The organism is Novipirellula methanifontis (assembly GCF_052161655.1).
Classification (GTDB): Bacteria; Planctomycetota; Planctomycetia; order Pirellulales; family Pirellulaceae; genus Novipirellula.
On record NZ_CP197418.1, the window covers coordinates 10,328,851 to 10,341,960 of the forward strand.

The 13,110-nt window shown below is 53.9% G+C and carries 11 protein-coding genes; 6 read left to right on the plus strand and 5 right to left on the minus strand.

Annotation, left to right across the window (positions count from 1 at the left end; translation table 11 throughout):
- Positions 1–6 precede the first annotated feature (6 nt).
- Entirely contained in the window at positions 7–2,667 is a 2,661-nt protein-coding gene (locus SH528x_RS36760) for a DUF1592 domain-containing protein (protein WP_442508383.1), read from the minus strand.
- A 706-nt stretch (positions 2,668–3,373) separates the two neighbouring features.
- Here SH528x_RS36760 and SH528x_RS36765 point away from each other — a divergent pair.
- The 4 genes from SH528x_RS36765 to SH528x_RS36780 all read left to right on the plus strand — a co-directional run bounded on the left by SH528x_RS36765 (position 3,374) and on the right by SH528x_RS36780 (position 5,923).
- The gene (locus tag SH528x_RS36765; RefSeq protein ID WP_442508384.1) at positions 3,374–3,961 is read left to right on the plus strand and encodes a TetR/AcrR family transcriptional regulator; all 588 of its coding nucleotides are present in this window, start codon (positions 3,374–3,376) and stop codon (positions 3,959–3,961) included.
- Positions 3,962–4,064: 103 nt separating this feature from the next.
- Positions 4,065–5,033, plus strand: a complete 969-nt coding sequence (locus SH528x_RS36770; RefSeq protein ID WP_442508385.1) for an alpha/beta fold hydrolase — start codon at positions 4,065–4,067, stop codon at positions 5,031–5,033.
- Between the two features lie 163 nt (positions 5,034–5,196).
- Positions 5,197–5,667 carry a nuclear transport factor 2 family protein gene (locus SH528x_RS36775; protein ID WP_442508386.1) on the plus strand — a complete coding sequence of 157 codons (471 nt, stop codon included), beginning with the start codon at positions 5,197–5,199 and terminating at the stop codon, positions 5,665–5,667.
- The gene (locus tag SH528x_RS36780) at positions 5,645–5,923 is read left to right on the plus strand and encodes an SRPBCC domain-containing protein (protein ID WP_442508387.1); all 279 of its coding nucleotides are present in this window, start codon (positions 5,645–5,647) and stop codon (positions 5,921–5,923) included. Before SH528x_RS36775 ends, SH528x_RS36780 begins: the two co-directional genes overlap by 23 nt.
- A 1,249-nt stretch (positions 5,924–7,172) precedes the next feature.
- On the opposite strand, the gene SH528x_RS36785 is transcribed toward SH528x_RS36780, so the two are convergent.
- Positions 7,173–7,541 carry a hypothetical protein gene (locus SH528x_RS36785; protein WP_442508388.1) on the minus strand — a complete coding sequence of 123 codons (369 nt, stop codon included), beginning with the start codon at positions 7,539–7,541 and terminating at the stop codon, positions 7,173–7,175.
- A gap of 118 nt (positions 7,542–7,659) precedes the next feature.
- Here SH528x_RS36785 and SH528x_RS36790 point away from each other — a divergent pair, with 118 nt between their 5' ends.
- On the plus strand, positions 7,660–7,848 hold the full coding sequence (locus tag SH528x_RS36790; protein ID WP_442508389.1) for a hypothetical protein: 189 nt from the start codon (positions 7,660–7,662) through the stop codon (positions 7,846–7,848).
- 7 nt (positions 7,849–7,855) lie between these two features.
- Here the strand turns inward: SH528x_RS36790 and SH528x_RS36795 are convergent, their stop codons facing one another.
- From SH528x_RS36795 to SH528x_RS36805, 3 genes are all read right to left on the minus strand, one after another.
- The gene (locus tag SH528x_RS36795; protein ID WP_442508390.1) at positions 7,856–8,650 is read right to left on the minus strand and encodes a PhzF family phenazine biosynthesis protein; all 795 of its coding nucleotides are present in this window, start codon (positions 8,648–8,650) and stop codon (positions 7,856–7,858) included.
- A gap of 421 nt (positions 8,651–9,071) precedes the next feature.
- Entirely contained in the window at positions 9,072–9,644 is a 573-nt protein-coding gene (gene sigZ, locus SH528x_RS36800; protein ID WP_442508391.1) for an RNA polymerase sigma factor SigZ, read from the minus strand.
- A gap of 7 nt (positions 9,645–9,651) precedes the next feature.
- Complete coding sequence (locus SH528x_RS36805; protein WP_442508392.1) at positions 9,652–10,149, minus strand: ArsI/CadI family heavy metal resistance metalloenzyme; 498 nt, start codon at positions 10,147–10,149, stop codon at positions 9,652–9,654.
- Positions 10,150–10,464: 315 nt separating this feature from the next.
- On the opposite strand from SH528x_RS36805, the gene SH528x_RS36810 reads away from it, so the two are divergent.
- Complete coding sequence (locus SH528x_RS36810) at positions 10,465–12,915, plus strand: ankyrin repeat domain-containing protein (RefSeq protein ID WP_442508393.1); 2,451 nt, start codon at positions 10,465–10,467, stop codon at positions 12,913–12,915.
- Positions 12,916–13,110: the final 195 nt, after the last annotated feature.

A 13,110-nucleotide genomic window follows, 5' to 3' on the forward strand; every position in this document is an offset into this window, starting at 1 on the left:
CGCTTTCTATTTCGATTGAAAGAGTTCACTGCGAACAACGGCGCGAATGAGCGTGCGAATCCGGTAGTCGTCACTCCGAACCGATTCGGTGATGGCGTCCACGGTTTGGTGGTCGGCGTAACCGACCGGGCGAGTGAGCGCGTAGGTTAGCATTTTTTTGACGAGGGTTTGTGTGAATGGGTCGCGCCGCTTCAGCAGTCCCGCCTTGTACTCATCGAGCGAGGCAAACGCGTCACCCTCTGGGAACTTTCCGCTGACGTCGATCGGGGGCGCGTTTCTACTGCGGAACCCCTCGCCGTTCGCCTGCGTGCGCCACTGCCCAATCACATCATAATTCTCTAACGCGATCCCAAACGGGTCCAGCTTCGTGTGACACGACGCGCACGTTGGTTCATTGCGGTGAAGGTCGAGCCGCTCACGCACCGTTAATTTTTTTCCGGCCGTGTTGGGTTGAATCTCGCCGGCATTGGGCGGTGGATTGCCCGGCGGATCGCCAAACAGTTCCGTCTTGACCCAAGCCGCCCGCCGCACCGGCAATGTACGGGTCCCGTCGGAAAGCAACGTCATCAGGCCCGCCATCCCCAGAACGCCACCTCGATGATGTTGCGGCTGGACGGCGACACGACGGATGTTCGGACCCTCGACGCCTTCGATCCCATAATGCAAAGCAAGCCGCTCGTTGATCATCACGAAGTCGCTGTCGAGGAAATTGGTGACGGATAAATCATTAGCGACGACCTCCCGAAAAAACGCGTAGGCCTCCAGCTTGGAAGACTCCTCAAGTTCCGCGTCGTAGTCCCGGTACTCGGCGGCTGGCATGGTATTGCCGAACTCGCGGACGTGCAGCCACTGACCTGCGACCCCCTCGACCAGCGCCGCGGATTTTGGGTCATCGAGCATGCGATCGACCTGCTCCATGAGCGTTCGCGGATTGTGAAGTTGCCCGCTCTCGGCGAGCGCGAACAACGTCTCGTCCGGCATGCTGGACCAGAGAAAGTAGCTCAGCCGCGAGGCGAGTTCGTAGTCGGTGAGTTCGCGTGGTGTCTCGCCAATCGCCGGTTCTTGGATGAAGAGGAAACCGGGAGAACAAAGAACGCGTGCCAACCCCAACCTCGCGGCTTCGTGAAGCCCAACCCCCGTCTCTCGAGCTCGTTCGACAAATTGGACCACGCCGTCGATTTCGGCCTGACTCACGGGGCGGCGATAGGCCCGCGGAAGGAGCCGGACGAAGATCTCCCGCGCGTACTCGGTGTCCTCGCGCTGCTCGCCAGCGAAGAAGATCGTCTTGTGACTTTTTGGTGGCCACTCCTTCGCGACCGGGCCGCTGATCTCGAACCAGTCGACGAAGATGGTCGGCGGGTTCTCGGAATCTCGCTGGGGATTGAAGTGCCTCAGTGGCCCTTTCCACTTGCTCGCCTCGGCAACGATCGTCTCCAACTCGGTGCGCGCGGCTTCGATCTCGGCCTGCGACGCACCCGACGTGTTGGCGTCACGCAACTTGCCTTGAGCTCTCCGCACCACGTTGTTCCAACGGCTAGCCTCCGGCGTAGACACAATCAGATCGACGATGTCGTTGAATGTGAACGCGACGCTGCGTTTCAATCCGTCTGGGCCACAGCGTAGGAACACCACCGCTTCGTGGACACGTGGGTCGTCAAGCGGTGCATCGATTGGAATCTCGACCTCGTCGTGGACAGGCGTTCGGGCACCATAAACGGCGGTCACTCGGATCGGTTCGCCGCGTGATCCGGGGCTGGCGCCCGCACGAATTCGGATGCGGTAATAGCCGTCTTGGGTCACCACGTCCGTGCCATCGACGTTCCCCAACCGACCTCGAGGGTCATCCTTTGAACGGTTCCCGTAACCGTGAACGTATCGCACACCACCGTCGATAACCTCCGAACCGGTCTCACCGATTTCGACCAGCGTCTCCGCGAACCGGCTCTTCGACTTCGTTTTGCGACGCGCCACGCGCGGATTCTCCTCAGCCTCGAACCGTTCGGATCGAACCGGAGGCACACCGACGACGATTGCGCGCTCGGCAATGCGTTCGGCGACCGCAAGCGTTCGTTCGATCTGTGTCTGGTCAATGAACAAGGCTACACCCAGACGGTCGAACCCCTCCGCCTTTCCATCGCCAGGCAGTTCCTCGACAAGCGGCGTGAGCACCAGCGGGTCCATGTGCAAAAGATCGCGAACACTGTTGGCAAACTCAATCCGATTGAGACGTCGCATGGGAATCCGCCCACCCGCATTTCTAGCGGCCCGTTCTGCGTCACGCAGCCCCGTGTTGATCCAATCGACAACGGGCTCGAACTCGCCTGGCGTAGGCCGTGGTTCATCCTCGGGCGGCATCGATCCGAGGTTGATCATGTCCACGACCTCCTTCCACTGCTCCGCCACGGTGGGAGCATTGAAGTCAGTCGAAAGCTGGTCGATGCGGAATCCAGCATTCGACCGTTTCGGACCATGGCAGCCAGCGCAGTGACGGGTAAGAAACGGCTGGACCTTCTCAACGAACTTGTGATGTTCGACTTCTCGATTCCAAGAATCCTGCGCCCACGTATTGGCATCTGCGATCGAGTTTACGACGAACAGGAAGAACAGCAGTCCCCGAAGGTGACCGACTTCCAATGCTCGGCATACACGCAGATGGCGACGTCGCATGGTTAGATCATCTCGTCGAAGGGGTTTTATTGCGCGGTTCAGAAAACATACGCCTTAGCAACGTCGGAACAATAAGTGACGGGTTTTCCCGTAGCGGAAGTCGTCAAGACTTTCGTTTTCCAGGCTGGTCGAAACTCTCGCGCGAGTTCCGCTACGTCAGTAATGACTCCGAAGGTCCTTAGTAACATCGGAACAATGAGTGACGCCAAATCAAATTTGCAATCATCGCTCCGCGTGATTTTAGCAACAAAAATTGGTCAGTTATTGTACCGATGGTCCTTCGTCCGCGATCGCAGGCGATCGAGCGCCGCTTGTCAGTTTAATCGGCCGATGTTGATGGTGCACCACCGCAAGGCACCTAGCTCAACAAATCCCTGGTTCGGATAGCGATTGCCTAGGGGAGCCTTTCACGAGCAGAACAGAGGTCTTGTTGGTTAATCAGCTGGATACCGCACCGGCGCGAAGTCGCTCGAAGACGTCACGCGTCTTTATGAAGAGATGTTTCGCGGCATGATGTCAACGCCTTACTACATCGGTTGGAACGCCGCCCCAAAAATTGCACATTGAGCAAGACGCCTGTGCCAGCTTCCTAACAGAGCCTTGATGAAAAGACGGTCTGATTCAGGAGAGGCCCAATGCCTCCGCCAAGCAAAAAAACTCAGAAAAATGCATTGCATAGAACAGACAGGTCTGTATAGTTGAGTTTATGAGCACGACAAAAAGAAAATCGGACGCACGACAGCGCATATTAGAAACGGCTGAGCGATTGTTCTACGCTGAGGGCGTTCGAGCCGTGGGGATCGATCGGATCATTTCTGAGTCGGAAGTGGCGAAGATGACGCTCTATAACCACTTTGCCTCAAAAGACGAACTGATTCTTGCCGTGTTGATGTACCGAGAAGAACAATTCAAGAGTATGTTCGACAAGTCAATCAAACGACATGCGAAGAAGGGTTTGACTCTTCTTGAAGCGTTCTTTGCAGCACTCAAAGATTGGTTTCGTAGTCCTGGTTTTCGGGGTTGTTCCTTCATCAACGCCGCTGTGGAACTAGCAGACTCCGAGCATCCTGCATCTCAGTTTGCGTCGGCGCATAAAGTACGTTTTCACGAGAGGATCAAGGAGATTTTAGTGGAATCCGAAGGAGCAAAGGCCGCAGATGTGGCTCCAGCAATTTCGCTGGTCGTGGAAGGCGCAATCATTACAGCGGTTCTGCAAGGCACGCCTGATGCTGCTGATATTGCAAGATCCGCAGCATTGTCGCTAATTCCGAAGAATACCAGAAAGAAGTCGTAAGCTCTTCTCTTTTTTGTCGTCTTGTATACAGACCTGTCTGTATTGAAAGTGTTGGCAGCAGTCGATTTAGTTTTCGCTATCCCTCACTCAAGGAACCTCAACGATGTCCTATCTGAACACCATCACCCTTTTGCTTGCAATCGGTGCTTCCAGTGCCATTGCTTTATCTGCGGCAACTGCAGACGACTCGACGATCGACACTCAAGTCCTTCACCGGACCCTGCGGATTGACGAACTGGATATTTTCTACCGGGAAGCTGGGCCCAAAGACGCTCCCACTGTCTTGCTGTTGCACGGGTTTCCGACTTCTTCGCACATGTTCCGCAATTTGATTCCAGCCTTGGCGGATCGATACCACGTGATTGCCCCCGACTACCCCGGATTCGGCAATAGCTCGGCACCTTCACCAGAAAACTTCGACTACTCCTTTGACAACTTGGCAAACGTCGTCGAGAAATTCACTGAGGCGCTCAACCTGAAAAAGTATTCGATCTACCTGATGGACTACGGTGCCCCGGTAGGCTTCCGCTTGGCGGTAAAGCATCCAGAGCGAGTTGACAGCTTGATCATCCAGAATGGCAACGCCTATGACGAAGGGCTGGACAACTCATTCTGGGAGCCGATTAAAGAATACTGGAGGAATCCAACGAAGCAGCAAGGTGACAAACTACGCTCGCTGCTGACACTCGATGCAACGAAGTGGCAATACACTCACGGGGTTCGCAACATTGAAAGTATTAGCCCTGACACATGGGGGCATGTGCAACCTTTGCTGGATCGCGAGGGCAATCAGGAAATTCAACTGGCCCTGTTCTACAGTTACGGCAGCAACCCACCGCTGTATCCGCAGTGGCAGGAGTATCTCCGCAAGTACCAACCGCCGACATTAATCGTCTGGGGCAAGAACGATGCAATCTTCCCCGCTGAAGGAGCGTATCCTTTCAAACGTGATCTGCCCAAAGTGGAGTTTCATCTACTCGACACAGGACACTTCGCTCTCGAAGAAGACGGTCAAACGATTGCATCGCTGACCCGCAATTTTCTCGGCAAGCAATTGTCTCCGTCGAATTGAAGCGTTGAGCGAGCGTAGGGCCGGTTCCTACCGGCCGACTCCATCGAACCGTCAAGGACGGCCGGTGGGAACCGGCCCTACTCGCAACTGGATACTTATTTTCCGCTTGTTCCTATGCACACTGAATCACTCTTTCTCGACTTAAATTGAATCGGAGTCCACAATGTCTACTGCAAACCAACTTCAACCTCCATTCACACTGGAGACAGCGACGGCCAAAGTACGTGCCGCCGAGGATGCATGGAACTCGCGTGATCCGCACCGAGTTTCACTGGCCTACTCTGAAAAATCCGAGTGGCGGAATCGAGATCAGTTCGTCCAAGGGCGCAGTCAGATTCGTGAGTTTCTGACAACGAAGTGGGACAAAGAGTTGGACTATCGCCTTACCAAATCGCTCTGGACCTTTTCCGATGACCGGATTGCCGTTCGTTTCCAATACGAATATCACGATGACGCCGGACAGTGGTTCCGAGCTTATGGCAATGAACTCTGGGAGTTCGATGAGGTCGGTCTGATGCGGCGGCGAGAGGCGAGCATTAATGATGTGTGCATCGATGAACAGGAACGCAGATTCCATTGGACTGCACCCGGTCCACGTCCAACCAGCGACGATGGCATCCCGAATGTTCGGTGACGGGTACATCAGTGGTAAGAACCTCGAACTTGAACCCGGAAGACGAATCGTGCAGTCGTGGCGAGGATCAAGCTACAAGGACTCCGATCAAGACTCGCAGATCGAAATCGTTTTCGAAGCCGTCAAGGGTGGTACAAAGATCACGCTCAAACATACGAACGTGCCAGACGACCAACGCAGCCATGTACCCGGCTGGACCACTCACTATTTCGAGCCAATGGCAAAGCACTTCGGCGGAAGCAACTCAACTGAATGACGAATATAATGATCATCCGTAGATGGCCTTCATGTCCGGTCGCTCGGTGCAGAAGTAATGAACCCAGATATAGACGTGACTAAGCATTATGTTCACGGTTTGCCACAGTTTCCTCCTTGGGGTGTCACAATATTTGATCCTTTTCCAATGGATCACCGAACCCTCTCAGAATCGCCGACTGCATTGTGATGAGACGCCGTGAACACATATTGAAAGTCGTGAAAATTCGGCTGATTCGTGGCCAATCCAACATGCACAAATTCACCCGCGAAACACGCCAATGGACGCGAATGAACAATGCATACTAGCGGCGATAGCGGCGACAGCGATCGATGTCAATGTTGAGTGAAAGACGAAAATTGGCGCAGTTCGACCCATTGGAAGCTGCACGTTCCTGCATCCCGGTTCTCCGGCCACACCGGCAAAAAATTTGGTAGGAAGATGGAGGTAGGAAGATGGAGGTAGGAAGATCGGGTACTGAACGAAACGACTTTCCAGTCTTTCTGTCGGCCACGATCCGCGAAGGCATGAATTTGTAACGAAAAGCGTCCCATCTTTGACAGTCGACCGCAGGAGTCGATTGCCGGCGTCCCGCCATCGTCACACGGCCGGATGCTGTCGAAGAATGGTTAGAAAATTGCAGGTTAAAAAATAAGAAAAGATTGCATGACCAAAGCGAGCCCTTCGAAGGATTAGCGTTGATGAGTGGCGATGGGCGTTCCAGCAAGTAAGCAACACTGATCTGTGCTATTCGCACGCCAACGACGCTGTGGACTGGGGCCGCCCTGCGTTCAACAACTGTGTTTCTCTTGTTTGCCGAACCGGTCTCGCACCAATCGGGCCGTAAAAACGAAGAGAGAGGGACAGACGAATGAAGGACAGGCGAATTCAGATAGGCCGAGATCGAGTGTACCATTCAGCGGCGAACGACGACGACAATTAGCCGAGCTCAGCCCCGGCTCAATCACCCGAACGGCCCAGATTGAACCCAACGCCACTTGCGGATCGAGCGGGGGCGAAAAGAGATGGGGTAGGAAGATGGAGGTAGGAAAATAAGGCACTCCACGATCCGTCCTTCAAATTTTTCTGTCGCAACAATCTTTCTTTCTTACAAACGCTACTTCGTGAGGCGTTTGCCCACGATGAATCCGCCTAACCGATCCCTCCGTCACTCACTCCTTGTCTCCGTGTCTTGCTTTCGCCAGCTAGTCTTCAACACCTTGCCAGTCCGCACGCGCAGGCTATCCGATCATTCAGGGTCATCCGGAAAAAGCGGCCAAGGTGGATCGATTGGAGTTAGCTGTAGCTTACCATCCGGCTCATACGATGACACGTACCAGCGTCCGTGAGCCAGAACAGACACGCCGGCCGCAGCATTTTTATTGGCGTCAAGCCATCGTTCTAGTTGCTGTGTTTCGATACGCTGAATTTTAGGTCTGCTGTAAAAGTCCTTCATCTTTTGTTCGTGTTCGATCGAAAGTAAGTCGACGGCAGCGCGTGCACATAGTTCGATGGCGCGACGTTCCTCGTCAGAGACTCGATCAGAATTGACAAGTGCTTCGAGCACGGGGCCGAGTTTTTCGAAATCGAGTTTCTTACGATCATCAGGTGTTAGCATTGCAATGCTCGTGACTCAAGAGCGAATTTGTTATTCGGGTAACCAAACGGTTCAGCGGGCGGGCGCGAGCGACCTTCCATCGGAAAAACGGCCATCACGCCTCCTCTGTTGCAATCGCATGACTACCCATCATTGGGCGTTTGTGAACGTGCTGGCTGCCCACCAGCATACCACCAACTCACCGACCGAGCACTACTTCGCTGTCACCACCTCTGCGGCACTCTGCGTCTCTGCGATCTCCGCGTTTATCATTTTCAACGCAGAGGACGCAGAGAAACGCAAAGCAAAAACAACAACGGAATTTTAGGAATGGGTCAGACACACAACTCCCCTCGCACGACGGTGATTGCCTTGCCCCCGAGGAGAACCCGGTCATCCTTGACCTGAACCTGAATAACGCCACCACGTTTTGACGCCTGATACGCCATCATCTCAGACTTACCGAGGCGATCCTGCCAGAACGGCCCGAGGCAGCAGTGGGCTGAGCCTGTTACCGGATCTTCATTAACGCCAGCGGCGGGAGCAAAGAAACGAGAGACAAAATCGAATGCTGGATCGTCGGATACGGCAGCCACAATGACGCCACGCATCGGAATCTGAGCCAACCGTCCAAAGTCAGGTTGCATCGCGCGAACAGTCGCTTCGGAATCAACGATCACGAAATTGTCAAAACACGACTCCCCAACGAACTCAGACGAATGGATCCCAAGAGCTTCCAGTAAGCCGGATGGAGGTTCAGCTTGTTCGGGCGGTGTGGCCGGAAAGTCGAGTTCAATGAGATCGCCATCTCGCTTGCAGGTCAGCACGCCACTGCGTGTGTGAAAATGAATTGGGTCGCCCACATTGGTATGCCCCTCAGTCCACAGAATGTGAGCCGATGCCAAGGTGGCGTGTCCGCACAGATCGACCTCAAACGCTGGCGTAAACCAGCGGAGTTCAAAGCCGTTCTGAACCGGCCGGATGTAAGCCGTTTCGGACAGGTTCATCTCGGAAGCAACGGACTGCATCCAATCGCTGTCTGCTTCCGTATCCAAAAGGCATACCGCAGCAGGATTGCCCGAAAACGGGCGATCAGCGAAGGCATCGACCTGAAATACTGGCACTTTCATAAACGGCTCACGTTTGTAAAGAATCTTAAGGGCAACGCATTGTAGTCAATCCCAAGACCCAAACCTTGACGAACGGCTCAGGTCGTGATCGTTCCCGCAAATCACCGACACATGCCACCTAGCCGCAGTAGTGGCGACAGCGATCGACGCGAATTGGCGATCACGATCTCAATAAAACGCTTGGTCCCCTGATTATCAAACACAAGCAAAAAAATGTTTGACAGAAACATGAAGAGAAAAAATAGGGGCTCTCGCGCCTCCGTCTTTCCAATCTTTCTGTCGCATCAATCTTTCTGTCTGCTCGAAGTCCAATTTGAGATCGAGTCGAACCAGTCCAGTCCATCATCTTCATTTGAGATATCCCCAACCAGACCTTGTCGCAATGAAAACGCTTTTGGCACGGGTGAATCCGATATTTCGTTTAACCGCATTCCCCGCTTGCTGATTCACAGCAAGCGATACAGTCAGCTCTGACTTGGTAGTCAATCACATTGCCTCTTTTGTCAAACTCGAAGTGGCAGCACTGGAGCAAGATGTCTTTGAGCATCTTACGTCCTCGCTGAATTCGTGACTTTGCGCCGGATACGGACAAGCCGATTTGCTCGGCGACCTCCGTTTGACGAACCCCCTTCAACTCTGACAACGTGACCGCTTCACGATAGTCTTCGGGCAACTCAGCGATGCGATTGACGAGCCACTGCCCGACCCGTTCGTTGAGGTTCTGATCGTCAGTGACTTGATCTACCTGAGTCTCAGTTTCATCGGACGTGAACTCGGAACGGCGACGATAGTGGTCCGTCACGACGTTTCGAGCGATCTGATACAGCCATGCCGCCAGACGATCTTGATCGGTCAATGAACCAAGCTTGTCATGGATCCGAACGAATACATCCTGAAGCAAATCATCGGCGACGTGATCATCTTTGACCCGCCGCCGAATGAACGCACGAAGCGCCGTGCCGAAGTCGTCCCAAACCTGTTGTGTATCACTCATGTCAAGCTTACTCCGAACAGCATGGCTCGCTGCCAACCGTGCAACACACATCACTGTGTGTTGCGGGGCAGCATTCGTTGTCAGGATCGGCTTTGCCAGTTGGCGTATCATCGAGAACCACGAAGACTTCCCAGCGGTGCCCATCCGGGTCTACGATCCAGACTTTGTCCTGCACGGCGTGACAGCAGTTGACCGAATCCTCTATTCGGGTCACCAATCCCGCTGTCTCCAGCCGCCGTCTCATATCGCCTACCGTATCTGTTGATTTTACTTGGATTCCGAAATGTGAAGTAGGATCGGCAGGGCCTTTGGCCTCGCTGGACTCAATGATTGAGAGATTTAACGGCGGTTCTGCGACCTCGAATCGAGCATAGCCGGGACGACTCTTCGTCGGCTCAGCCTCGAAGAGCAAACGATAGAACTGGGTCGAGCGGTCAACGCTCGAAACTGCCAGACTGATGTGGATTCGACGGGCTGTAGCGAAATGAACGGCTGATTGAGACATTTTGGAACTCCTGAGTGTAGGGTGAAACCTGTATTCAATAACCCAGACGGAGTGATTCGAAAAAAGACGCAAATCTAACTCTGGATTATTTCGTCTTCTGCCATGTCAGCATCAAATGAGGCTCCAATGCAGTTCTGTCAGGTCAAAGGAGAATTGCTGAGTGTTGTCGATGGGTGCGCTGACCGTGGAATTTTGTCTTGCCACTATCCTCGCCTGTTTTTTCCCCTGAACATCGCCCCGTTTTCGTTAAGCCTCTCTGCTAAACTAAAGAGACACCCGCATTCGCAAATTCATCGACCAATTGTCAGCATTATCATGTTTCGCGTTCATCTCCTACGCGGTAGTCACGTTTACAAAATCGCGATCATTGCGATTGCGAGTGGAGTCATTGGATGCAAGGAACCGCAAGAAACAAAACGGCCTTCGCCATCACAAACCGCGTCGCAGCAATCGTCATCCGACAATGCGATAGCCCAACGACTGCCGAACGAGCCGGATGAACTTTTGCCGGACCTTTCACCGCAAACACTTCAGTTGCTGGCGGAACATTTCCCCGATTACACGCTGCCGCTTTCGACACCGCCTGACAAACCCAATCCGGCCCCTGTACAAGCCGATTCGCAACCGTACATCAAGATCAGTGCCAAACCGCTTGCCGAGGCAGTGGTGAACGGCGAAGTCGCAAGAACACGTCGACTGCTGCGGTCGGGCCATCCCGCCGACGAAACTTACTACGGTGAAAACTTGTTGCACGTCGCCGCCAAACGCGGCCAGACCGAGATTTGCGAACTATTGCTAGACGCGGGACTCGATGTCCATGGGACAAGCGATCAAGAGCCAAGCCCTCCGCAAACGCCGCTTCAGGCTGCAATCCTTTCCGGGTCGGTCCAGACGGTTGAGCTACTGCTTGCCCACGATGCTGAGCTCACGCCGAGTGACTTGTCGATCGAACGCGACGGACCTCAGCCGCTGCCGGTGTCGCTGGCAATCTCTTCGGGTAATCTCGACATGCTGAACTTCATCATTGATCAAGGTGAAGCAGCCGATGAAGTCGCGTTCCTGCAGCAAGCGATCGTGCAGATCATGGTACCAGCGCAGAGGCGTCAATTCGTCGAGCGTCTTTTCGTTGCCGGCGCTGCAGACAACATCAAGCCGCAGTCGCCTGACCTGTTCGCGCCGGCAATCGCGACTGGCGATGTGAAATTGCTGCAGATTTTGGAAGACAAACTGCCTGTCGACTACGGCGAGCCGCATCTTCGAGCGGCGGTCCAATCGGGCAATCTCGATCTCTGTCGGTACATGCTGTCCAAGGGAGTGTGGGCGCAACCCGATCCCGCGGTCGGCCACGAGCTACTGAGAATTGCCTTAATTGACCATCGTTCGCTCGAATTGGCAGAAGTCGTGATCGAGGCAGCTGAACAGAAAAAGTACTGCGTTCAAAACGACGCGGCCACCTCGTATTGCAACCTCCGAGACTTTGCTCATCCCCTGTATCATGCCGCGATGGCAAACGACTTGACGCTCTGTCGCTACCTCATTCGCGAGTTTTCGTTCGATCCGAATCTTTGGGGATCACTCATTTACGAACCCTACGAATATGAATCCAACATCCAATTTTTCCAAAAAGGCAACACGATCCTGTTTGCGGCCGTCTTTGATGACAACGTCGAAGCACTCGAATTGCTTTTGCGATACACGCAGCAACCTGGCCAGCAGCCGATTGTTGACATCGACGCCAAGAACGGAGTCGGCCATACGGTCTTGCACGAAGCCGTGAACTTCGGAGCCTCGCGATGCGTTCAATTGCTGTTGTCTGCCGGTGCCGACCCAACGATTGCTCGAAATGACGGTTGCACGCCGCTGCACATTGCCATGCAGCGACACTTGATTCCCCACCATCATTCGGACATCCCGATGCCCGAAGCGATGTCGAAGACGTTTCCGATGCTGGCCGCCGCAACGATGGCGAATGGAGATGAGACTTGGGTCAATCGCACGAACGACAACGGAGAAACGATTCTTCACCGTCATGCTCGAGCCGGACATCCAGCGATTTGCCAGAAATTGATCGAACTCGGCGCTGACGTCAACGCGACCGACCAGTACGGCAGAACATCTCTGCACCATGCACTTGACGGCGCAAACGAATATCTATCCACGGAAGCAAAAGAACGCTACATCGCGACTTGCGTGATGTTGCTGGACAACGGAACAGACATCACTCAACCAGATGCACCCGCGGCCCGCGACTACCTTTGTCAAGCAGCAGCGAAGAACCTTTACGAGGTCTACGATGCGTTGCTGAATCGTGACGCCAATCTAAACCTGGTGCAGAACGCAGGAAACTTAATGTGTTCCGCTGCAAAATTTGACAGGCAAGATCGCATCAAGCAACTTTTGGATTGGGGCGCTGACATCAACGCGGAAGATTTCGAAAAGTCGACTGCACTCCATCAGGCTGCCCGCTTTCATCATCTTGAAATGTGCGAACTACTGATCGCCAATGGTGCGGACGTCAACGCGAGAGACCAGCGTGGGCAAACACCGCTGTTTGAATTGTTTGATCGCTGGGCCATTCACGCAGAGCATCTTCAAAACGAGGAGACACAGACAGAGGCGTTTTCCGTGCTAACTTTGTTGCTCGAGCATGACGCGGATCCTGAGATCAAGACCAACAGCACGACTTATACATCGTTCAGCGGCACCGTCGTGGAGGTTTACAAAAATATGCCGCAATCATTTCGCCAAGCCCTGCAAACAAAGTAGGGTGCGTCGTTCGTCCGCAAGCGTTCATCCACCTCGCTTCGCCTATAGTAGTCGGCCCAGGATTCCGGCGATATTCCACGCATCATCGTCGCCTCGGTGGTGAGTGCATACCCGAGAAAAGAATTGGTAGGAAAATGGAGGTAAGAAGATGAAGCACGCAACCTCCTCTATCGTCCAGATTATTCTGACCCTGTC

Bases quoted from the DNA above. Each gene is read 5' to 3' on its own strand.
- SH528x_RS36760 (WP_442508383.1), bottom strand. From the start codon at position 2,667: ATGCGACGTCGCCATCTGCGTGTATGCCGAGCATTGGAAGTCGGTCAC.
- SH528x_RS36765 (WP_442508384.1), top strand. From the start codon at position 3,374: ATGAGCACGACAAAAAGAAAATCGGACGCACGACAGCGCATATTAGAA.
- SH528x_RS36770 (WP_442508385.1), top strand. From the start codon at position 4,065: ATGTCCTATCTGAACACCATCACCCTTTTGCTTGCAATCGGTGCTTCC.
- SH528x_RS36775 (WP_442508386.1), top strand. From the start codon at position 5,197: ATGTCTACTGCAAACCAACTTCAACCTCCATTCACACTGGAGACAGCG.
- SH528x_RS36780 (WP_442508387.1), top strand. From the start codon at position 5,645: ATGGCATCCCGAATGTTCGGTGACGGGTACATCAGTGGTAAGAACCTC.
- SH528x_RS36785 (WP_442508388.1), bottom strand. From the start codon at position 7,541: ATGCTAACACCTGATGATCGTAAGAAACTCGATTTCGAAAAACTCGGC.
- SH528x_RS36790 (WP_442508389.1), top strand. From the start codon at position 7,660: ATGACTACCCATCATTGGGCGTTTGTGAACGTGCTGGCTGCCCACCAG.
- SH528x_RS36795 (WP_442508390.1), bottom strand. From the start codon at position 8,650: ATGAAAGTGCCAGTATTTCAGGTCGATGCCTTCGCTGATCGCCCGTTT.
- sigZ (WP_442508391.1), bottom strand. From the start codon at position 9,644: ATGAGTGATACACAACAGGTTTGGGACGACTTCGGCACGGCGCTTCGT.
- SH528x_RS36805 (WP_442508392.1), bottom strand. From the start codon at position 10,149: ATGTCTCAATCAGCCGTTCATTTCGCTACAGCCCGTCGAATCCACATC.
- SH528x_RS36810 (WP_442508393.1), top strand. From the start codon at position 10,465: ATGTTTCGCGTTCATCTCCTACGCGGTAGTCACGTTTACAAAATCGCG.